This is a genomic window from Streptomyces sp. NPDC043812 (assembly GCF_056436245.1).
Genome location: NZ_JBWKCY010000003.1, coordinates 288,779 through 309,374, shown reverse-complemented (window position 1 = coordinate 309,374; position 20,596 = coordinate 288,779). Strand labels below are relative to the sequence as shown.

The window sequence follows — 20,596 nt, the reverse complement described above, 5'->3', positions numbered from 1 at the left end:
GACCCCGGCGATAACGTCGTCTCATGTCCACTCCGGCAACCGGCCGCCCGGCGGCCACACCCGGCTTCACCCCCGCCGTCCTCGAAGGCGTTCTCGAGCGGATCACGTACGCCAATGAGGAGAACGGCTACACCGTCGCGCGCGTGGACACCGGCCGCGGCGCGGGTGATCTGCTCACCGTCGTCGGATCGCTGCTCGGCGCGCAGGTCGGTGAGTCGCTGCGGATGGAGGGGCGTTGGGGTTCGCATCCGCAGTACGGCAAGCAGTTCACCGTGGAGAACTACACCACCGTCCTGCCGGCCACGATCCAGGGCATACGGCGCTATCTCGGCTCCGGGCTGATCAAGGGGATCGGGCCGCGTATCGCCGAGCGGATCGTCGACCACTTCGGTACCGACACCCTCGACGTGATCGAGCAGGAGCCGAAGCGTCTCGTCGAGGTGCCCGGGCTCGGGCCCAAGCGGACCAGGCTGATCGGGGCCGCCTGGGAGGAGCAGAAGGCCATCAAGGAAGTGATGGTCTTCCTCCAGGGGGTCGGGGTGTCGACGTCGATCGCCGTGCGCATCTACAAGAAGTACGAGGACGCGTCGATCTCGGTCGTCAAGAACCAGCCGTACCGCCTCGCCGCCGACGTGTGGGGCATCGGGTTCCTGACCGCCGACAGGATCGCCCAGGCCGTGGGCATTCCGCACGACAGCCCCGACCGGGTCAAGGCCGGGCTGCAGTACGCCCTCTCCCAGTCCACCGACCGGGGGCACTGCTTCCTGCCCGAGGAGCAGTTGATCGCGGACTCCGTGAAGCTGCTCCAGGTCGACACGGGCCTTGTCATCGAGTGCCTCGCCGAGCTCGCGGCCGACGAGGAGGGGGTCGTACGGGAGCAGGTGCCCGGCCCGGACGGCGGGGAGCCGGTCACCGCGGTGTATCTGGTGCCGTTCCATCGCGCGGAGCTGTCGCTCGCAGGCCAGCTGCGGCGGCTGCTGCGGGCGGACGAGGACCGGATGCCGGCGTTCCAGGACGTGGCCTGGGACAAGGCGCTGGCGTGGCTCGCGGAGCGTACGGGGGCGAAGCTGGCGCCCGAGCAGGAGGCCGCGGTCAGGCTGGCGCTGACCAGCAAGGTGGCGGTGCTGACCGGCGGGCCCGGCTGCGGCAAGTCGTTCACCGTCCGGTCCATCGTGGAGCTGGCGCGGGCGAAGAAGGCGAAGGTGGTGCTCGCGGCACCCACAGGCCGGGCGGCGAAGCGGCTGGCGGAGCTGACGGGGGCCGAGGCGTCCACAGTGCACCGGCTGCTGGAGCTCAAGCCGGGCGGGGACGCGGCGTACGACCGGGACCGGCCGCTGGACGCGGATCTCGTGGTCGTGGACGAGGCGTCGATGCTCGACCTGCTGCTCGCCAACAAGTTGATCAAGGCGGTGGCGATGGGCGCCCATCTGCTGCTCGTCGGGGACGTGGACCAGCTGCCGAGCGTCGGCGCGGGCGAGGTGCTGAGAGATCTGCTCGCGGACGGCGGGCCGGTGCCGGTCGTCCGGCTGACCCGCATCTTCCGGCAGGCCCAGCAGTCCGGTGTCGTGACGAATGCGCACCGGATCAACTCCGGTGTGCAGCCCATCACTTCGGGGCTGAGCGATTTCTTCCTCTTCGTGGAGGAGGAGACGGAGGACGCGGGCCGGCTCACGGTGGACGTGGCGGCGCGTCGTATCCCGGAGAGGTTCGGGCTCGATCCGCGGCGCGATGTGCAGGTCCTCGCGCCGATGCACCGGGGCCCCGCCGGTGCGGGCACGTTGAACGGGCTGCTCCAGCAGGCGATCACCCCTGCCCGGCCGGATCTGCCGGAGAAGCGGTTCGGCGGCCGGGTGTTCCGTGTCGGCGACAAGGTCACCCAGATTCGTAACAACTATGACAAAGGGCGTAATGGCGTCTTCAACGGCACCGTCGGGGTCGTCACCGCGCTGAACGCGGACGATCAGCGCCTCACCGTGCTCACGGACGAGGACGAGGAAGTCCCGTACGACTTCGACGAGCTGGACGAGCTGGCCCATGCGTACGCGGTCACGATCCACCGCTCCCAGGGCAGTGAGTATCCGGCGGTCGTGATCCCGGTCACCACCGGGGCCTGGATGATGCTCCAGCGCAATCTGCTCTACACGGCCGTCACCCGCGCCAAGAAGCTCGTCGTACTGGTGGGCTCGCGCAAGGCGATAGGCCAGGCGGTGCGCACGGTGTCCGCCGGCAGACGCTTCACCGCTCTCGATCACCGGCTGGTCGGCGGGCCTGCGGCCGGGTGAGCCGTGCGGGGGCGGTTCGGCCGCCCCGCAGGGTGGGAAACACCACCCCGACCCCGCCTTGGCTTTCACAACCAGGGTGGAGGGGGCAAGATGAGCAGGTTGGCGGCACTGAGTGCCGCCGATGGGCCCAATGGTCGACCCCGAGTGCACTCTCCTGAGCCAAATGGGGGATGGTAGAGACAGTCAGGGCACCTCGAAGTTAGAGGCACTACGTCGGTGAGGGATGACGTGAGCGACAACTCTGTAGTACTGCGGTACGCGGACGGTGAATACACCTACCCGGTGGTCGAGAGCACCGTCGGCGACAAGGGCTTCGACATCGGGAAGCTCCGAGCCCAGACCGGTCTGGTGACCCTGGACAGTGGATACGGCAACACCGCCGCCTATAAATCCGCGATCACCTACCTCGACGGCGAGCGGGGCATTCTGCGCTACCGCGGATACCCCATCGAGCAGCTGGCCGAGCGGTCCACCTTCCTCGAGGTGGCGTCCCTGCTGATCAACGGCGAGCTTCCGACCGTGGACGAGCTCTCCACGTTCAAGAACGAGATCACGCAGCACACGCTGCTGCACGAGGACGTCAAGCGTTTCTTCCAGGGTTTCCCCCGTGACGCCCACCCGATGGCCATGCTGTCCTCCGTGGTCAGCGCGCTGTCCACCTTCTACCAGGACAGCCACAACCCGTTCGACGAGAAGCAGCGCCACCTCTCGACGATCCGGCTGCTCGCCAAGCTTCCGACCATCGCGGCCTACGCGTACAAGAAGTCGATCGGCCACCCCTTCGTCTACCCGCGCAACGACCTCGGGTACGTGGAGAACTTCCTGCGCATGACCTTCTCGGTCCCGGCGCAGGAGTACGAGCTCGACCCGGTCGTCGTCTCCGCGCTCGACAAGCTGCTGATCCTGCACGCGGACCACGAGCAGAACTGCTCCACCTCCACCGTGCGCCTGGTCGGTTCCTCGCAGGCGAACATGTTCGCCTCGATCTCCGCCGGCATCAGCGCCCTGTGGGGCCCGCTGCACGGTGGCGCCAACCAGTCGGTGCTGGAGATGCTCGAGGGCATCCAGGCCAACGGCGGCGATGTCGACTCCTTCATCCGCAAGGTGAAGAACAAGGAGGACGGCGTCCGCCTGATGGGCTTCGGCCACCGGGTCTACAAGAGCTTCGACCCCCGGGCGAAGATCATCAAGGCTGCGGCGCACGACGTCCTCTCGGCCCTCGGCAAGTCCGACGAGCTGCTGGACATCGCGCTGAAGCTGGAGGAGCACGCGCTCTCCGACGACTACTTCGTCTCGCGCAACCTCTACCCCAACGTGGACTTCTACACGGGCCTGATCTACCGCGCGATGGGCTTCCCGACCGAGATGTTCACCGTGCTGTTCGCCCTCGGCCGCCTGCCGGGCTGGATCGCCCAGTGGCACGAGATGATCAAGGAGCCCGGGTCCCGTATCGGCCGCCCGCGCCAGATCTACACGGGCGAGGTCCTGCGCGACTTCGTGCCGGTCGAGGCCCGCTAGGCCCGGACAGGGCCTAGTCGCGGACGCGCGCGGAGCAGTAACGCGGAAAGCGCCCCGCTGCCGATCCCCCCACGGGTCGGCGGGCGGGGCGCTTCCCATATCCCCGGAGCGGATTCCCCCCACGGGATCCGGCCGGGCGTCTGCTGGGATGCAGTCGCTCCCTCTGCGGTCTGCCGGGGTACGTACGCACGGGAGGGCCGCTCAAAGCTCCCCGGGCACGTGCCCCGGCCAACGCTTGCCTGGAACGTCCCCCAAGACATTCCATGAACGTCCCCCAAGACGTTCTCGGCATCGCCCACTAAGACTCGCGAGGAGCCTCAATGGTTACCCCTCAATATCTGTGATCTAGGTCTCCTTGTGAAGGTCTTGTGACCTGTTTGTAGTCACGAGAAGGAGCGCAAGCGGAGACTGTTGGACACGACAAATACGGACGAAAAGGCCATGGCGAAGCCCGCGATCATGGGGTTGAGCAGGCCAAATGCCGCCAGAGGCAGTGCCGCCACGTTGTAGCCGAAGGCCCAGTAAAGATTCCCTTTGATCGTGGCCAGAGTCCGACGTGCGAGACGGATCGCGTCCGCCGCCACGCGCAGATCGCCACGTACCAGGGTCAGGTCGCCCGCCTCGATGGCCGCGTCCGTGCCGGTGCCCATCGCCAGGCCCAGGTCCGCCGTGGCGAGCGCGGCGGCGTCGTTCACCCCGTCGCCCACCATCGCGACGGTGCGGCCCTCGGCACGCAGCCTTTCGATGATCTTCACCTTCTCCTCGGGCAGGACCTCGGCGTAGACCTCGTCCACGCCGACCTCGGCCGCCATCGCCTCCGCCACCGCCCTGCCGTCGCCGGTGAGCAGTACCGGGGTCAGCCCGAGGGCCTTGAGGTCGCGCACCGCCTCGGCGCTGGTCTCCTTGACCGCGTCGGCGACCGTCAGCACGCCGAGCGCCTTGCCGTCGCGTGCGGCGTACACGGCCGTACGGCCGGGGGTGGCGGCCGCGGCCGCCACCAGTTCGTCCGGCACCTCCACGCCCGCGCTGCGCAGCAGAGCCGCCCGCCCGACGACCACCTCGTGGCCCTCGACGGTGCCCCGGACGCCGAGGCCGGGCACGTTGGTGAAGTGCCCGGTGGCGGGCAGCGGGCCGGTGCGCGCCTCGGCGCCGGCGGCGACGGCCCGCGCGATGGGGTGCTCCGAGGAGTGCTCAAGGGCGCCGGCGAAACGCAGCAGCTCGGCCTCGTCGGATGTGCCGGCCGGGTGGACGCCCAGCAGGGTCATCCTGCCTGTGGTGACCGTTCCCGTCTTGTCCAGCACGACCGTGTCGACCCTGCGCGTCGACTCCAGGACCTCGGGCCCCTTGATCAGGATGCCGAGCTGAGCACCGCGTCCGGTGCCGACCATGAGCGCGGTCGGCGTCGCGAGGCCGAGCGCGCACGGGCAGGCGATGATCAGGACCGCTACGGCCGCGGTGAACGAAGCCGTCGCATCACCGGTCGTCAGCAGCCAGCCGACGAGCGTCACGAGTGAGATCAGCAGTACGACGGGTACGAAGACGGCCGAAACGCGGTCTGCCAGGCGCTGGACCTCCGCCTTGCCGTTCTGCGCGTTCTCCACGAGCTCGGCCATCCGGGCCAGACGGGTGTCCGCCCCGACGTGGCCGGCTTCGACGACGAGCCGGCCCGCGGTGTTGAGCGTCGCGCCGGTGACCGGTTCGCCCACCGTCACGTCCACCGGCACGGACTCGCCGGTCAGCATCGACATGTCGACGGCCGACGTGCCCTCGACGACCGTGCCGTCGGTGGCGATCTTTTCCCCGGGGCGTACGACGAAACGATCGCCCACGGCGAGATCGTCGACCGGAATGCGTACCTCCCTGCCGCCGCGCAGGACTGCCACGTCCTTGGCGCCCAGTTCCATCAACGCCCGCAGCGCAGCGCCCGCCCGGCGCTTGGAACGTGCCTCCAGCCAGCGTCCGAGCAGGATGAACACGACCACCCCGGCGGCCACTTCGAGATAGATCGTCGCGGTGCCGTCGGTGCGTGCCACGGTGGGCTCGAAGGCGTGCCGCATCCCGGGCATCCCCGCCGTACCGAAGAACAGGGCCCACAGCGACCAGCCGAAGGCGGCCAGCGTCCCCGTCGACACCAGGGTGTCCATCGTGGCGGCGCCGTGCCGCAGATTCGTCCAGGCCGCCCGGTGGAAGGGCAGCCCGCCCCAGACGACGACGGGGGCGGCGAGAGTGAGCGAAAGCCAGTGCCAGTTGTCGAACTGCAGGGGCCGGATCATGGACATGAGGACGACGGGTGCGGCGAGGACGGCGGAGACGACGAGCCGCTGCCGGAGGGTGTCCTGGTCGTGCGACGGCGCGGCGGCCGAGTCATCAGTGTCCGTATCCGTATCCGGCACGGGTGCCGGAGGCGGCGGTTCCTCGGCGGTGTAGCCGGTCTTCACCACGGTGGCGATGAGGTCGGCGACCGGCATGTCCCGCGGGTAGCTGACGCGTGCCTTCTCGGTCGCGTAGTTGACGGTGGCGCTGACGCCCTCCATGCGGTTCAGCTTCTTCTCCACGCGGGCCGCGCAGGAGGCGCAGGTCATGCCGCCGATGGTGAGATCGACCTGGGCTGTTTCCACTGTCGGGACTCCACATGTGCAGGGGCCGGGCCGTACGGGACCAGTATCCGACCGGTCGCGTACGGCCCGGCCCCGGGGGGCGGGAGGACCGGGCGGCGGCCGTCCGGTCCGAGGGAGTCCGGTGGTGGTCAGACCTGGCCGACCAACTCGTAGCCCGCCTCGTCCACGGCGTCGCGCACTGCGGCCTGGTCGAGGGGAGCGTCCGAGACGACGGTCACGCGTCCCGTGGCCGCGACGGCCTGCACCGAGGTGACGCCGGCGATCTCGGAGATCTCACTGCTGACGGCACCCTCGCAGTGGCCGCAGGTCATGCCGGAGACCTCGTAGGCGGTGGTGATGCCGCCGGTCTGTGCGTCCGCCGAGGTGTCGTGGCAGGTGCCGTCGGCCGAGCAGCAGGAGCCGGTGCTCTGCGCGGTCGCGATCTCGATCTTCGTCTCGACGGTCATGGCGTTCTCCTCATCAGCGGAACGGGCGTGCGCGTTGCGGGTGCCGGGTGCGTGCCCGGGGGCGGCCGAGGCGACCCGACTCTGCCGAGTTTATACCCCTAGGGGGTATCAACGCGAGCAGGCGCGGGAAGAGTCGCCGAGCAACGGCTCGAGATAACGGAACATGACCGCTTTCAGTTCATCGATGTACGCCACGCGCTCCGTGCCCTCGTGGGCCAGGATCAGGTCCAGCCCCGCCTTGAAGACGGCGAAGGACATGGTGGCGATGCGCGTGATCTCGTCCTCCGGAGTGCCGGGCAGATAGCCCGCGATGACTTCCTGGATCCGGGTGAGCAGGCCGTCGTGGACGTTCTCGAACTCCTGGGTGACGCGGCCGGGGATGTCGGGGCCGTGCATCAGGACGGCGAACGCCGGGTTCTCGTGGTTGAAGGCGATGAGCGGGTCGAGGACCGCGTCGAGCAGCTGGTCGAGGGGCAGGTCGAGCGTGGCGGCGGCGAGTGCGGTGCCGTGCGACTCGCGCCACTGGTGCATGAGGCGGTCGCCGAGCTCGAAGGCCATGGCCTCCTTGTTCGGGAAGAACTGGTAGAGCGTGCCCGGCGAGACGCCCGCCTCGCGGGCGATGGCGTTGGTGCTCGCGGCGGCGTAGCCCGTTGAGCAGAAGACGCTGGCTGCGGCGTCCAGCAACTGTGCGATGCGGCGCTCGCCCCGGGCCTGGCGGCGCCGCGGCTTGGCGCTGCCTGCGGCGGCTGTGCCGCCTGCCGTGTCCGAGGGAGGCGTTGTCCCGGGGGCCTCGTGCGGGTCGCCCGTCCGGGCGTGCGTGGTGGGTGTGGCGACCGCGTGCCTTCGCGCGGCGCCCCGGTTCGTCGGCTCCGGTTCTGCGGGCTCCGCCTTGGTGGGCTCCGGCACGTCAAATCCCCAGCTTCCTGACCCTGTTGACAAACGCGAGTGGTCGCTCGCATTCTTGAGTAATGCGAGCGATGGCTCGTGTTTGCCAGTCTATGGCAACGGTCGACCCATGCTGCCTGCCTGGAAGCCTGCGCACGGGTCACGGTGAAGGGGACACCGCACCATGTCCGAAGTCAACAGCCCGCCCCACGCGGCGGGTCCGTCCCCGGTGAAGGGTGCGCCGCGCCTCGGGGGGTGGACCCGTTTCGTCATGGCGCGGCCCCGGCTCGCACTGATGGCGGCCCTTCTCCTCACCGCGCTCGCGGTCCTCGCGGGCAGCGGGGTCGCCGACAGGATGGGCAGCGGCGGCTGGGAGGACCCGGGGGCGGAGTCGACGTACGCAACCGAGGCTGTGGAGCGGGCCTTCCCCGCCTCGCAGCCCAATCTGCTCCTGCTGGTGGACAGCGGTGCGAAGAGCGTCGACGACCCGGCGGTGGCCGCCGAGGCGACGCGTCTGGCCCAGCGGCTCGCCGCCGAGGACGGCGTCACCGGCGTCGGCTCGTACTGGGGGACCAAGTCTCCGGCCCTGCGTGCGGATGACGGGCGGCAGGCCCTGATAGCGGCCCGTATCGAAGGCGACGAGAAGACCGCGGCCGAGGTCCTGGAGCGGATCGCGCCCGACTTCCGGGGGCAGCACGGCCCCGTCGAGGTCACGCTGGGCGGCCCGGTGCCGGTTCAGCACGAGATGACGACGATCATCCAGGAGGACCTGCTGCGGGCGGAGCTGATCGCCCTGCCCATCACGCTGGTGCTGCTGGTCATGGTGTTCGGCAGCGCCGTCGCGGCCCTGCTGCCCCTGCTCGTCGGCATCGTCGCCATCCTCGGGACGAACGCGGTGCTGCGCGGTATCACCGAGTTCGCCGATGTCTCGGTCTTCGCACAGAACCTGACCACGGCCCTGGGGCTCGGACTCGCCATCGACTACGCCCTGTTCATCGTGCGCCGCTTCAGGGAGGAGCTGGCGGCAGGAGCCGAGGTGCGCGAAGCGGTGGGCGCCACATTGCGCACGGCCGGCCGCACCGTCCTGTTCTCGGCACTGACGGTGGCCGTGTCGCTCGCGGCGATGCTGGTCTTCCCTCAGTACTTCCTGCGCTCGTTCGCCTACGCCGGCATCGCGGTCGTGCTCCTTGCCGCAGCCGCGGCGCTGATCCTGCTCCCCGCCGCGCTGATGCTGCTGGGCCACCGGGTCAACGCCCTCGATCTGCGCAGGCTGTTCCGGCGCGGGCGGCAACGCGGCGGTGATGCCGGGGAAGGCAGCCCGGAAGGATCGGACGGAGCCGAGTCCGGTGCCGGCTGGGGGCGGTTCGCCGACCTCGTGATGCGTCGCGCCCCCCTCTTCGCCTTCGCCACCGTCGCGGCACTGGTGCTGCTCGGACTGCCCTTCCTGGGCGTGAAGTTCGGTACGCCCGATGACCGTCAGCTGCCGGCAGGCGCCGAATCCCATGTGGTGCAGCAGCAGATACGGGACGGCTTCGCGGGCAGTCCCACCGGAGGGCTGGAGGTGTTCGCCGAGCCCGCCCGTTCCGGAGCACCCGCTCCGACGCCCGCCGAGTACGCGGCGTACCGCGACCGCATCGCCTCCCTGCCCGGGGTGCTCCGGGTCGACGGACCGGCCACCGCCGGCGACCTCGCCTACTTCACCGTGCTGCCGGAGGGGGAGGCGGTGGGGGAGCAGGCGCAGCGACTCGTGCAGGAACTGCGCGATGTGCCCGCCCCGTTCGAGACATCCGTGACGGGCAGGGCCGCGGTGCTGGAGGATTCCAAGGCGGCGATCGCGGACAAGCTGCCGCTCGCCCTGGGCATCATCATCGTGGTGACTTTGCTGCTCGTCTTCCTGCTCACCGGCAGTGTGCTGATCCCCGTCCAGGCGGTCCTGCTCAACGGTCTGAGCCTGACCGCGATGTTCGGAGCCGTCGTCTGGGTCTTCCAGGACGGGAATCTGTCGGGGCTGCTGTCCTTCACCTCGACCGGGGACATCGAGACGACGCTGCCTGTGCTGATGTTCTGCATCGCCTTCGGACTCTCCATGGACTACGGCGTGTTCCTGCTCTCCCGGATCAAGGAGGAGCACGACCGCAGCGGCAACCACGAACAGGCCGTGCGGTTCGGCCTGCAGCGCACGGGCGGGCTGATCACCGCCGCGGCCGTGATCCTGGCCGTGGTGATGGTGGGAATCGGCACCTCACGGGTGACGAACACCAAAATGCTGGGCCTCGGAATCGCCCTGGCGGTTCTGATGGACGCCATGGTGGTGCGCAGCCTGCTGGTCCCTTCGGTGATGAAGCTGATGGGCGCCCCCACATGGTGGGCGCCGGGGCCGCTGCGTCGCTTCCAGGAGCGGTTCGGCCTCAGCGAGGGGGAGCAGATACCGAAGGCCGGGGCCGTCGCCGCGGTGCGTGATGTGCCTGCGGAGGCGGATTCCGGCGGGGCGCCGTCACCGAGCCGGGACACGGCCGGGGTCTGACGGCACGGGAAGGCCCCGCACCCATGGGGTGCGGGGCCGTTGCCTCACTTGGCCGGGTGGTCCCGTGCCCAGGGCCTCGTGTCCCCGACGGAGCTCACTCCCTGCGGCCCCTGTTTCCGGGCCGGTTGGCCACCCACACGCGGATGGTGTCTGCGTACCAGTAAGGCTTCCCGGCTTCCACATGGTCGGGAGGCGGAAGGAGGCCGTGCTTGCGATACGAGCGGACCGTGTCCGGCTGCACCTTGATATGTGCGGCAATGTCCTTGTAGGACCAGAGTCTTCTGTCCGTCATGTGTGGTACCTCCCTGCGCGCGCAGCAGCGGCGGGCGGGATGCCTTCGGGGGAGCTGCCGCGCGGACGCTGGCGATCACTGAGCCTGTGCCCCGTGAACGACGGCGGGCCGGGGCTGGATCAGGGCTGTCGATCTCCTGTGACGGAAGACCCGCGTAATGGAGACATGCGTGATGAGGTGGGGACAACGGTGACAGACGTGATGCAGGTGGTTCAGACGCCGCAAGAGCGCAGGAATCCGCGTGTGCGTTCGGCGATGGGGAACGGCTTGTCGGGTGGGCAGGGGTACATGTCCTGCTCGACGATGGCGAAGAGGTCGATGTCGAGCGCCGAGGCCGCGGCCAGTACCGGCTCCAGCGCGGGGACGCCGGCCGGTGGCTCGCACATCACACCGCGGGCGACCGCCGGACCGAACGGCACCTCGTCCGCGACGACTTCGCCGAGGATCCGGGGGTCGACCTGCTTGAGATGGAGGTAGCCGAGCCGTTCCCCGTAGGTCTCGATGAGCTTGACGCTGTCGCCACCGCAGTACGCGTAATGACCGGTGTCCAGACAGAGGGAGACGAGGCCGGGGTCGGTGGCGTCGAGGAAGCGACTGACGTTCTCCTCGGTGTCGATATGGGTGTCCGCGTGCGGATGGACGACGATCCGGAGTCCGTAGCGCTCGCGGACCTCATGGCCCAGGCGTTCGCTCAGGGTGGTGAGGTCGCGCCACTGTGCGGGCGTGAGGGTGCGGCCCTCCAGCACCCGGCCCGTCTTGTCGTCGCGCCAGAAGGACGGGATGACCACGAGATGCTCCGCGCCCATGGCCCGGGTCAGCGCGGCGATGTCCGACACATGGGCCCAGGTCTCGTCCCAGACGCCGGGGCCGTGGTGCAGTCCGGTGAAGACGGTGCCGGCCGAGACCTTCAGTCCGCGGCTCGCGGTCTCCTCGGTGAGGCGGGCGGGGTCGTTCGGGAGATAGCCGTAAGGGCCGAGCTCGATCCACTCGTATCCGGCCTGCGCCACCTCGTCGAGGAAGCGCTGCCAGGGGACCTGCTCGGGATCGTCGGGGAACCACACCCCCCAGGAATCGGGGGCCGAGCCGACCCGGATGCGGTTCAGGGCGGGGGCGGATGAGGTCATGCCGGTCAGCTTTCCGGCCGCCGGAGAAAGGTGTCAAGGGTTCGTCCGAATGTCCGGACAAAATGTTGACAGGGTTCATCGGGGAGGGCTAGACCTGGGGGCACTTCCTGACCGAAGGGAAACGCATGCCTCAGGCGTACGACCCTCAGCCACCTCAGCCGTACGACGTGATCACGATGGGCCGGATCGGGGTGGACCTCTATCCGCTGCGCACCGGGGTCCCGTTGGCGCAGGTCGACACGTTCGGGAAGTTCCTGGGCGGTTCGCCGGCGAACGTCGCGGTCGCGGCGGCCAGGCTGGGCAGACGGACGGCCGTCATCACCCGCACCGGGCAGGACCCCTTCGGCGAATATCTGCACGGCGCCCTGCGGGACTTCGGCGTGGACGACCGCTGGGTGACATCCGTCGCCGCGTACCCGACACCGGTCACCTTCTGCGAGATCTTCCCGCCGGACGACTTCCCCCTCTACTTCTACCGGCAGCCCAAGGCGCCCGATCTCGAGATCAGGGAAGACGAGTTGGAGCCGGAGCCGATCAGGGCGGCGGGGGTCTTCTGGACGACCGGCACGGGCCTGTGTGCCGAACCGAGCCGTACGGCGACGCTCGCCGCGCTCGACCACCGGGCGAAGGCGGGGATCACCGTCTTCGACATGGACTGGCGACCCATGTTCTGGGCGGACCCGGATACCGCGCGATCGCACTACGCGCGGGCGCTCGCCGGGGCGACCGTCGCCGTCGGCAATCTGGAGGAGTGCGGGATCGCGACGGGTGAGCGCGAACCGGCCGCGGCCGCCGAGGCGCTGCTGGCCGCGGGGGTCGAGCTGGCCGTCGTCAAGCAGGGCCCCAAGGGCGTGCTCGCGGTGCACCGCGACGGCACCCGGGCCGAGGTCCCGCCCGTGCCGGTGGACGTGGTCAACGGCCTCGGCGCCGGGGACGCGTTCGGCGGGGCACTGTGCCACGGGCTGCTCGCGGGCTGGGAGTTGGAGCGCGTGATGCGCTTCGCGAACGCTGCGGGAGCGGTGGTCGCGGCGCGCCTCGCCTGCTCGACGGCCATGCCTTACGAGGCGGAGGTGACCCAGGTCCTCGCGGGCGGCCCGGTCCCCCCGGACCCGAGCCGTACGGCCGCCGATGACTCCGGTGCGGCCGGGGGCCGGGCCGATGCCTCCGGCCCCGTGGCCGACGACGGCCCGTACCAGGAGGCAGGTCGGGGCGGCGCGCCCGGCAGTGGGCAGCGCAACGGTCCCGCTCCCCGGGCGGAGGCCGCCGGCCCGCGGCCCGGCACCCCACCCGAGAGCCACCTGCGCCCCGGCCCCGCGCCTTCCGGCCCGTCCGCCGGCCGGGCCGGGACCGAGTCGCGCGCGCCGCGCGGGGGCGCGTCATGACTCGCGTCGACATCGGGGAGCTCGTCGGTATCCGCACCCGGCACCCCGAAGCCGTCGCCGAAGCCGCCGGGCGGCGGCGCAGGCGGTCGCGGCTCCTCGACGACAGCGGTCACGGGCGGCTGATGATCGTCGCCGCCGACCACCCCGCCCGCGGAGCGTTCGCCGTCGGCGACCGCCCGCTCGCCATGGCCAACCGGCTCGATCTGCTGGAGCGGCTGTGTCTCGCGCTGTCCCGTCCCGGCGTCGACGGCGTCCTCGCCACCGCCGACATCCTCGACGACCTGCTGCTCCTCGGTGCCCTCGACGGCAAGGTCGTGATGGGCTCCATGAACCGCGGCGGTCTCGCAGGTGCGGCGTTCGAGCTGGACGACCGCTTCACCGGGTACCGCGCGGACGACCTCGTGCGGCGAGGCTTCGACGCGGGCAAGCTGCTGCTCCGCATCGACTACGACGACCCGGCCTCCCTGGACACCCTCACCTCCGCCTCCCTCGCCATCTCAGAGATGGCCGAGCGTCAGCTTCCCGTCTTCGTGGAGCCGTTCATCTGTCACCGGATCGACGGCCGGCTGCGCAACGATCTCGGGGCCGAGGCCGTGGCCCGTTCCCTCGCCATCGCGTCCGGTCTGGCCGGCACGTCCGCCTACACCTGGCTGAAGGTTCCGGTGACCGACGATCCCGACGACATGCGGGCCGTGATGGAGACCTCAACCCTTCCCGCGGTGCTGCTCGGCGGGGACATAGGGAAGGACCAGGACGGCACGTACGAGAAATGGCGCGGCGCGCTGCAACTGCCCACGGTGCAGGGACTCGTGGTGGGACGCTCGCTGCTCTATCCGGCCCGCGGCGACGTGGCGGGCGCGGTCGATACGGCCGTCGGCCTGCTGTAGGGGGTACGAAGCAGACATGAGCGACGACAGCAAACTGCACGGACTCCACCTCCCGGCGGGCAGCGCGGCGAGCGGTGAGTACGCCCTGAGCATCAGCCCCGAGCGGGCGGGCTGGGGGTATGCGAGCCTGCGCGTGCTGGAGCTGGAGGCGGGTGGATCGCATCTGCTGACGACCGGCGACAGCGAGTGGATCGTGCTGCCGCTCAGCGGCGGTTGCACCGTGCACACGCAAGGCGAGATGTTTGAACTGCAGGGGCGGGACGGCGTGTTCGGCGGAGTGAGCGACTTCGCCTATGTGCCGAGGGACGCCCATGCCCAGATCGCCTCCGGCGTGGGAGGCCGCTTCGCCCTGGCAGGAGCGAGGTGCGAGCGCCGACTCCCCGCTCGCTACGGCCCCGCGCCGGAGGTACCCGTCGAAGCCCGCGGCAGCGGCAACCAGGCCCGCGAAGTGCACAACTTCGGGGCCGCCGGGGTCTTCGAGTGCGACCGGCTGATCGCCGTGGAGGTCATCACCCCCGGCGGGAACTGGTCCTCCTACCCGCCGCACAAGCACGACGAGCACCGCCCCGGCGAGGAGAGCGAGCTGGAGGAGATCTACTACTTCGAGATCGACCGCGGCGGCGTCGGCTACCAGCGGGTGTCCCCGTCGCGCCCCGGCGGTGCCGATGTGCTGGCCGAGGTCCGCGGCGGCGACGCCGTGCTCGTCCCCGACGGCTGGCACGGCCCGTCCATCGCGGAGCCGGGCCACACCATGTACTACCTCAATGTGATGGCGGGACCGGGCGCCGAGCGCGAGTGGCTGATCCGCTTCCACCCCGACCACACGGAGGGCTACCGATGACCCGGCTGACCACGGCCCAGGCCCTGGTGCGTTTCCTCGCCCAGCAGTACACCGAGCGCGACGGCCGACGGCAGCGGCTGATCGCCGCGACCTGGGGCATCTTCGGGCACGGCAACGTCGCCGGCATCGGTCAGGCGCTGCTGGAATCCGCGCAGGACATGCCGTACGTCCAGGGCCGCAACGAGCAGGCCATGGTGCACGCGGCCGTCGGCTTCGCCCGCCAGTCCCGCCGCCTGTCGGCGCACGCCGTCACTACCTCCATCGGCCCGGGCGCCACCAACCTGGTCACCGGCGCCGCGCTCGCCACGATCAACCACCTGCCGGTGCTGCTGCTCCCCGGCGACACGTTCGCCACCCGCCCCGCCGACCCCGTCCTCCAACAGCTCGAAGTGCCCTACGCCGGGGACGTGTCGGTGAACGACTGTCTGCGGCCCGTCTCGCGCTACTTCGACCGGATCGGCCGTCCCGAGGCGCTGATCCCGGCCGCACTCCAGGCCATGCGCGTCCTCACCGACCCCGCACAGACCGGCGCCGTCACCCTTGCCCTGCCGCAGGACGTGCAGGCGGAGGCGTACGACTGGCCGGAGGAGTTCTTCGCCGAGCGCATCTGGCGGATCAGTGCCCCGCAGCCGGATCCCGACGAGTGGGCCGAGGCGGTACGCGCTGTGGAGGCCGCCCGGCGGCCGCTGGTCGTCGCGGGCGGCGGGGTCCACCACAGCGCGGCCGAGACCACGCTCGGGATTTTCGCCGAGTCGACCGGCATCCCCGTCGCCTCCACCCAGGCGGGCAAGGGCTCGCTGCGCTACGACCACCCGGCCGACGTCGGCGGCCTCGGCCACACCGGCACCGCCACCGCCAACGACCTCGCCCGTACCGCCGACCTGATCATCGGCGTCGGCACCCGCTACACCGACTTCACCACCGCTTCCGGCACCCTCTTCCAGAACCCGGACGTACGGTTCCTCAACATCAACATCACCGGCTTCGACGCCCACAAGATGTCCGGCCGGACGCTGGTCGCCGACGCACGGGCAACACTCCGTGCGCTCGTCGCCCAGCTGCACGACCACCGGGTCGACGCCGCGTACGAGGCGGAGTACGGACAGGCGAAGGCGGACTGGGAGAAGCGGGTGACCGCGGCCTTCACCGCCCCCGACCCCGACGCGCCGCCCACCCAGTCCCAGGTCCTCGGCGTCCTCGACGAGCTGGTCACCGACGACGACATCCTGATCAACGCCGCCGGATCCCTCCCCGGCGACCTGCACAAACTGTGGCGCGCCCGGTCCGCCGACCAGTACCACGTCGAGTACGGCTACTCCTGCATGGGCTACGAGATCCCTGCCGCGATCGGCGTCGCGATGGCCGCACCCGGCCGCCCCGTGTGGGCCCTCGTCGGCGACGGCACCTATCTGATGAACCCCACCGAGATCGTCACCGCCGTGCAGGAGGGCGTCCCGATCAAGATGGTCATCCTGCAGAACCACGGGTACGCGTCCATCGGCGGCCTGTCCGAGGCGGTCGGCGCCGAGCGCTTCGGCACCGCCTACCGGCACCGGACCGGCCCCGACCGGGCCTACACCGGCGCACCGCTGCCCATCGATCTCGCGGCCAACGCCGCCTCGCTCGGTATCCGCGTGATCCGTGCCCGCAGCGTGCGTGACCTGCACGAAGCCCTGTCCGATGCGCGTGCGGCGGACGGTCCCACATGTGTCTACGTCGAGACCGGAACGCCCGACACTGTGTCGGGCCCGCCCACAGCGCAGGCGTGGTGGGATGTTCCTGTGGCCGAGACCGCCACCCGACCATCGGCGGTCAAGGCCCGGGAGGAGTACGACCGGAACGTCGCATCCCGCCGCCGCCATCTGTGAAGGAGCAATTCGCCATGACGAAGACCGTCAACCACTGGATCGGTGGCAGGACCGTCGAAGGCGCGTCCGGCAACTGGGGACCGGTCACCGACCCGGCGACCGGTGAGGTCACCACCCAGGTCGCCCTGGCCTCCGTGGCCGAGGTCGACGCGGCCGTCTCCGCGGCGAAGGATGCGTACGCCGCCTGGGGCACCTCGTCCCTCGCGCAGCGCACCGCGATCCTGTTCCGTTACCGCGCCCTGCTCGACGCCCGCCGCGACGACATCGCCGCCCTGATCACCGCCGAGCACGGCAAGGTGCACTCCGACGCGCTGGGCGAGGTCGCCCGCGGCCTGGAGATCGTGGAGCTGGCCTGCGGTATCACCACCCAGCTCAAGGGCGAGCTGTCCACCCAGGTCTCCAGCCGGGTCGACGTCTCCTCCATCCGGCAGCCGCTCGGCGTGGTCGCCGGCATCACCCCGTTCAACTTCCCGGCGATGGTCCCGATGTGGATGTTCCCGCTGGCCGTCGCCTGCGGAAACACCTTCATCCTCAAGCCGAGCGAGAAGGACCCCTCCGCGGCGAACCTGCTCGCCGAACTGGCCACCGAGGCGGGCCTGCCCGACGGCGTGCTGAACGTGGTCCACGGTGACAAGGTCGCGGTCGACGCGCTCCTCGAGCACCCGGACGTCGCCGCCGTCTCCTTCGTCGGCTCGACCCCGATCGCCCGCTACATCCACACCACCGCCTCCGCCAACGGCAAGCGCGTCCAGGCGCTCGGCGGTGCGAAGAACCACATGCTGGTCCTGCCCGACGCGGACCTCGACGCGGCTGCCGACGCTGCGGTGTCGGCGGCGTACGGCTCGGCCGGCGAGCGCTGCATGGCGATCTCCGCGGTCGTCGCGGTCGGCGCGATCGGCGACGAGCTGGTGGACAAGATCCGTGAGCGCGCCGAGAAGATCAAGATCGGCCCCGGCAACGACCCGACGTCGGAGATGGGCCCCCTGATCACCGCCGCCCACCGCGACAAGGTGGCCTCGTACGTGACGGGCGCCGGCGCCCAGGGCGCCGACGTCGTCCTCGACGGCACCGGCTACACCGTCGGCGGCCACGAGAACGGCCACTGGATCGGCCTCTCCCTCCTGGACAACGTGTCCACGGAGTCCGACGCGTACCGCGACGAGATCTTCGGCCCGGTGCTGTGCGTGCTGCGCGCGGAGACGTACGAGGAGGGCGTGGCGCTGATCAACGGCTCGCCGTTCGGCAACGGCACCGCGATCTTCACCCGCGACGGCGGCGCGGCGCGCCGCTTCCAGCTGGAGGTCGAAGCGGGAATGGTCGGCGTGAACGTGCCGATCCCGGTCCCCGTCGGCTACCACTCCTTCGGCGGCTGGAAGGACTCGCTCTTCGGCGACCACCACATCTACGGCAACGACGGCGTGCACTTCTACACCCGCGGCAAGGTCGTCACGACCCGCTGGCCCGACCCCTCCGAGGGCCACCTCGGTGTGGACCTGGGTTTCCCGCGCAACCACTGAGACGCGTGTGAGGCGGCCCGTGCGGATCCCGTACGGGCCGCTTTTCAGTACCGGGCGTCCAACGCGAGGACGACGGCCCGCAGTTCGCGCGCGGCACGGCGGGGAAGGGCGAGCATGGCGCCCTCGAGCATCTCGCGGGCGCGCAGAGGATCACCGCAGCAGAGCCACTCGGTGCAGCCGTCCTCGCCTTCGCGCCACAGCCGTCGGTTCGGCCGGCCGACAAAGCCCCGCCACAGCGCGAGCGACTCGCTCACGGCGTCCGCCCACAGGTAGCCACGGGTCTCCTCGATGCGCACGATCTCGTACAGGGTGCGCCGCGAGACCCCGTCAATGGCCTGCATCCGATTCTTCCGGCACCGCTCCCGCACCCGCTGCTCGGCGCGGACGTGCCCGGGCCGCCTACGCGGCACGGCCTCCGGAGATGTTCCTCGTCATGGGCGCGAGCCTAGGACGTAATCCGGTGGCCCGACAACGGGGTTTGTGCGCACGCTGTGCGCCATGACCGACGAACCCCGGTACCGCATCCGTGCCGTTCACTCCGACGACACCGTCACCGTCTACCAGGCCTACCACCCGGCGATCGGCGGCCCTGCCGCGCGCAGTGGGCGGTTTCCCGCTGCCTGGAAGCGGGACCGGATGACGTGGATCAAGCCGTCGTTCCTGTGGATGATGTACCGCTGCGGCTGGGGCACGAAGGCCGATCAGGAGACGGTCCTGGCGATCGAGATCCGGCGTGACGGGTTCGAGTGGGCGCTGCGGAACGCGTGCCTGTCCCACTACAAGCCGGACGTGCACGAGAGCCAGGAGGCGTGGAAGAGGGAGCTGCGTCAGGCACCCGCGCGGGTGCAGTGGGATCCGGAACGGGATCTCGGGCTCCAGCCCCTGCCGTACCGCTCGCTCCAGCTGGGCCTCGCGGGCGAGTCGGCCGGACGGTACGCCGACGAGTGGACGGTCTCCATCACGGACGTGACGCCGCTCGCGCACGAGATCCACGGGCTCGTCCGCGCGGGCGACCGGGCAGGTGCGGCACGCCTGATGCCCGAGGAGCGGCCGTACCCGGCGGGTCCGGAGCTCCTCGGGCATCTTGTGCCGTAGCCGCTAGAACAGCGAGTGCAGCAGCTTGTTCGGCGAACCCGTCAGCGGGCTCTGGACCTTGCCCGACGTCGCGTTGTTCACCAGCGCGTCCCGGACCTGGGCCGGGGTCGCCGTCGGATGGGTCGAGAGGTAGAGCGCCGCCACGCCCGCGGTGTGCGGGGTCGCCATGGAGGTGCCCGAGATGGTGTTCGTGGCCGTGTCGTTGTCCTTCCAGGCCGACGTGATGTCCACGCCCGGGGCGAACAGGTCAAGGCACGTGCCGTAGTTGGAGAACGAGGCACGGCGGTCCGCGCTGTCCGTCGCGCCGACCGTGATCGCCTCGGGGACGCGGGCGGGCGAGTAGTTGCACGCGTTCGCGGGGATGCCGAGGATCGGGAGACCGTTGCCCGCAGCGATGGAGTAGCTCACGCCCGAGGCGATCGACCTCTTCACCGCGTTGTCGAGCGCGGCGCTCGCGCTGCCGCCGAGGCTCATGTTGGCGACGGCCGGCTTCTGGGCGTTGGCCGTCACCCAGTCGACGCCCGCGATGACGCCGGCGTTCGTGCCGGAGCCCTCGCAGTCGAGGACGCGGACGCCGATCAGCTTGACGCCCTTGGCGACGCCGTAGTTCTTGCCGCCGACCGTGCCCGCCACGTGCGTGCCGTGGCCCTGGCAGTCCTGTCCGTTCTGGCCGTCGCCCACCGTGTCCTTGCCGATGACGGCGCGGCCACCGAACTCGCTGTGCGAGGTGCGGATCCCGGTGTCGATGATGTACGCATTCACATTGGATGCGGACGTGTTGTGCGTGTATGTCTTCGACAGCGGCAGGTTCCGCTGGTCGATGCGGTCGATGCCCCAGGTGGCGTTGGGCTGAGTGTCATTGAGCCGCACGATGGAGTTCTGCTCGACGTACGCCACGCGCGGGTCGGCCGCCAGGGCCTTGGCCTTCGCCCCCGACATGGCGGCGGAGAAGCCCGTCAGGACATTGCGGTAGGTGTGCTTGGGGGTGACGCCGAAGTCGGCGGCGCTGGTGCTGCCGTCCTTCAGGACGACGATCCAGCTGTTCTGTACGGCAGTTGCAGTGGGGGCGAGACGAAGATCGCCGATGTCCGCGCTTTGCGCGGTGGGGGAGAGGGCGACCTGGAGACCGGTCGCAACGGCGAGCGCGGATATCAGCGCCCCGACGCGACGGGCTGAGACTCTCATCTCGTGCACCTGACCTTTCGTTGTGCCGGGTTACGGACAAGTACGGGCGTGCATGGTGCCAGGACGTGCGCATGTGCGAACCAGAGTGCCGGGGTGTGACGTGCGACACAAGACCGCGACCTGTCGGTAATT

The 20,596-nt window shown here is 70.2% G+C and carries 16 protein-coding genes; 9 read left to right on the top strand and 7 right to left on the bottom strand.

The genetic code is table 11. The features are described 5' to 3' along the window. Window positions 1-23 precede the first annotated feature (23 nt). Complete coding sequence (recD2, locus tag AC067Z_RS06360; protein ID WP_478788297.1) at window positions 24-2,282, top strand: SF1B family DNA helicase RecD2; 2,259 nt, start codon at window positions 24-26, stop codon at window positions 2,280-2,282. A gap of 228 nt (window positions 2,283-2,510) precedes the next feature. Then, complete coding sequence (locus AC067Z_RS06355; protein ID WP_478788296.1) at window positions 2,511-3,800, top strand: citrate synthase; 1,290 nt, start codon at window positions 2,511-2,513, stop codon at window positions 3,798-3,800. A gap of 383 nt (window positions 3,801-4,183) precedes the next feature. On the opposite strand, the gene AC067Z_RS06350 is transcribed toward AC067Z_RS06355, so the two are convergent. The 3 genes from AC067Z_RS06350 to AC067Z_RS06340 all read right to left on the bottom strand — a co-directional run bounded on the left by AC067Z_RS06350 (window position 4,184) and on the right by AC067Z_RS06340 (window position 7,770). After that, a complete protein-coding gene (locus tag AC067Z_RS06350; protein WP_478788483.1) occupies window positions 4,184-6,382 on the bottom strand; it encodes a heavy metal translocating P-type ATPase in 2,199 nt (732 codons plus the stop codon). A 164-nt stretch (window positions 6,383-6,546) separates the two neighbouring features. Then, a complete protein-coding gene (locus AC067Z_RS06345) occupies window positions 6,547-6,864 on the bottom strand; it encodes a heavy-metal-associated domain-containing protein (protein ID WP_478788295.1) in 318 nt (105 codons plus the stop codon). 108 nt (window positions 6,865-6,972) lie between these two features. Continuing rightward, the gene (locus tag AC067Z_RS06340; protein ID WP_478788294.1) at window positions 6,973-7,770 is read right to left on the bottom strand and encodes a TetR/AcrR family transcriptional regulator; all 798 of its coding nucleotides are present in this window, start codon (window positions 7,768-7,770) and stop codon (window positions 6,973-6,975) included. Between the two features lie 163 nt (window positions 7,771-7,933). Here AC067Z_RS06340 and AC067Z_RS06335 point away from each other — a divergent pair, with 163 nt between their 5' ends. Beyond that, window positions 7,934-10,273, top strand: coding sequence for an MMPL family transporter (locus tag AC067Z_RS06335; protein ID WP_478788293.1), 2,340 nt, complete (start codon window positions 7,934-7,936; stop codon window positions 10,271-10,273). Window positions 10,274-10,367: 94 nt separating this feature from the next. On the opposite strand, the gene AC067Z_RS06330 is transcribed toward AC067Z_RS06335, so the two are convergent. Then, on the bottom strand, window positions 10,368-10,565 hold the full coding sequence (locus AC067Z_RS06330; RefSeq protein WP_478788292.1) for a helix-turn-helix transcriptional regulator: 198 nt from the start codon (window positions 10,563-10,565) through the stop codon (window positions 10,368-10,370). 212 nt (window positions 10,566-10,777) lie between these two features. Beyond that, window positions 10,778-11,689, bottom strand: coding sequence for a sugar phosphate isomerase/epimerase family protein (locus AC067Z_RS06325; RefSeq protein WP_478788291.1), 912 nt, complete (start codon window positions 11,687-11,689; stop codon window positions 10,778-10,780). A gap of 125 nt (window positions 11,690-11,814) precedes the next feature. On the opposite strand from AC067Z_RS06325, the gene iolC reads away from it, so the two are divergent. The 5 genes from iolC to AC067Z_RS06300 are packed head-to-tail and all read left to right on the top strand — an operon-like array spanning window position 11,815 to window position 18,184. Next, a complete protein-coding gene (iolC, locus tag AC067Z_RS06320) occupies window positions 11,815-13,071 on the top strand; it encodes a 5-dehydro-2-deoxygluconokinase (RefSeq protein ID WP_478788290.1) in 1,257 nt (418 codons plus the stop codon). Continuing rightward, entirely contained in the window at window positions 13,068-13,958 is an 891-nt protein-coding gene (locus AC067Z_RS06315; protein WP_478788289.1) for a Cgl0159 family (beta/alpha)8-fold protein, read from the top strand. Before iolC ends, AC067Z_RS06315 begins: the two co-directional genes overlap by 4 nt. A gap of 16 nt (window positions 13,959-13,974) precedes the next feature. Beyond that, window positions 13,975-14,799, top strand: coding sequence for a 5-deoxy-glucuronate isomerase (iolB, locus tag AC067Z_RS06310; protein WP_478788288.1), 825 nt, complete (start codon window positions 13,975-13,977; stop codon window positions 14,797-14,799). Continuing rightward, the gene (iolD, locus tag AC067Z_RS06305) at window positions 14,796-16,667 is read left to right on the top strand and encodes a 3D-(3,5/4)-trihydroxycyclohexane-1,2-dione acylhydrolase (decyclizing) (RefSeq protein ID WP_478788287.1); all 1,872 of its coding nucleotides are present in this window, start codon (window positions 14,796-14,798) and stop codon (window positions 16,665-16,667) included. Before iolB ends, iolD begins: the two co-directional genes overlap by 4 nt. A 14-nt stretch (window positions 16,668-16,681) precedes the next feature. Next, the gene (locus tag AC067Z_RS06300; protein ID WP_478788286.1) at window positions 16,682-18,184 is read left to right on the top strand and encodes a CoA-acylating methylmalonate-semialdehyde dehydrogenase; all 1,503 of its coding nucleotides are present in this window, start codon (window positions 16,682-16,684) and stop codon (window positions 18,182-18,184) included. Window positions 18,185-18,228: 44 nt separating this feature from the next. On the opposite strand, the gene AC067Z_RS06295 is transcribed toward AC067Z_RS06300, so the two are convergent. After that, on the bottom strand, window positions 18,229-18,525 hold the full coding sequence (locus tag AC067Z_RS06295) for a hypothetical protein (protein ID WP_478788285.1): 297 nt from the start codon (window positions 18,523-18,525) through the stop codon (window positions 18,229-18,231). A gap of 157 nt (window positions 18,526-18,682) precedes the next feature. On the opposite strand from AC067Z_RS06295, the gene AC067Z_RS06290 reads away from it, so the two are divergent. Continuing rightward, window positions 18,683-19,279, top strand: coding sequence for a DUF4291 domain-containing protein (locus AC067Z_RS06290; protein WP_478788284.1), 597 nt, complete (start codon window positions 18,683-18,685; stop codon window positions 19,277-19,279). Window positions 19,280-19,282: 3 nt separating this feature from the next. On the opposite strand, the gene AC067Z_RS06285 is transcribed toward AC067Z_RS06290, so the two are convergent. Next, window positions 19,283-20,464 carry a S8 family peptidase gene (locus AC067Z_RS06285; protein ID WP_478788283.1) on the bottom strand — a complete coding sequence of 394 codons (1,182 nt, stop codon included), beginning with the start codon at window positions 20,462-20,464 and terminating at the stop codon, window positions 19,283-19,285. Window positions 20,465-20,596 lie beyond the last annotated feature (132 nt).

What these genes read in the sequence shown, in the direction of transcription:
- AC067Z_RS06300 (WP_478788286.1), top strand. Translation starts at nt 16,682, where the DNA reads ATGACGAAGACCGTCAACCACTGGATCGGTGGCAGGACCGTCGAAGGC.
- iolB (WP_478788288.1), top strand. Translation starts at nt 13,975, where the DNA reads ATGAGCGACGACAGCAAACTGCACGGACTCCACCTCCCGGCGGGCAGC.
- AC067Z_RS06350 (WP_478788483.1), bottom strand. Translation starts at nt 6,382, where the DNA reads ATGACCTGCGCCTCCTGCGCGGCCCGCGTGGAGAAGAAGCTGAACCGC.
- AC067Z_RS06330 (WP_478788292.1), bottom strand. Translation starts at nt 10,565, where the DNA reads ATGACGGACAGAAGACTCTGGTCCTACAAGGACATTGCCGCACATATC.
- AC067Z_RS06290 (WP_478788284.1), top strand. Translation starts at nt 18,683, where the DNA reads ATGACCGACGAACCCCGGTACCGCATCCGTGCCGTTCACTCCGACGAC.
- AC067Z_RS06285 (WP_478788283.1), bottom strand. Translation starts at nt 20,464, where the DNA reads ATGAGAGTCTCAGCCCGTCGCGTCGGGGCGCTGATATCCGCGCTCGCC.
- AC067Z_RS06335 (WP_478788293.1), top strand. Translation starts at nt 7,934, where the DNA reads ATGTCCGAAGTCAACAGCCCGCCCCACGCGGCGGGTCCGTCCCCGGTG.
- iolD (WP_478788287.1), top strand. Translation starts at nt 14,796, where the DNA reads ATGACCCGGCTGACCACGGCCCAGGCCCTGGTGCGTTTCCTCGCCCAG.
- AC067Z_RS06295 (WP_478788285.1), bottom strand. Translation starts at nt 18,525, where the DNA reads ATGCAGGCCATTGACGGGGTCTCGCGGCGCACCCTGTACGAGATCGTG.
- AC067Z_RS06315 (WP_478788289.1), top strand. Translation starts at nt 13,068, where the DNA reads ATGACTCGCGTCGACATCGGGGAGCTCGTCGGTATCCGCACCCGGCAC.
- AC067Z_RS06325 (WP_478788291.1), bottom strand. Translation starts at nt 11,689, where the DNA reads ATGACCTCATCCGCCCCCGCCCTGAACCGCATCCGGGTCGGCTCGGCC.
- iolC (WP_478788290.1), top strand. Translation starts at nt 11,815, where the DNA reads ATGCCTCAGGCGTACGACCCTCAGCCACCTCAGCCGTACGACGTGATC.
- AC067Z_RS06345 (WP_478788295.1), bottom strand. Translation starts at nt 6,864, where the DNA reads ATGACCGTCGAGACGAAGATCGAGATCGCGACCGCGCAGAGCACCGGC.
- recD2 (WP_478788297.1), top strand. Translation starts at nt 24, where the DNA reads ATGTCCACTCCGGCAACCGGCCGCCCGGCGGCCACACCCGGCTTCACC.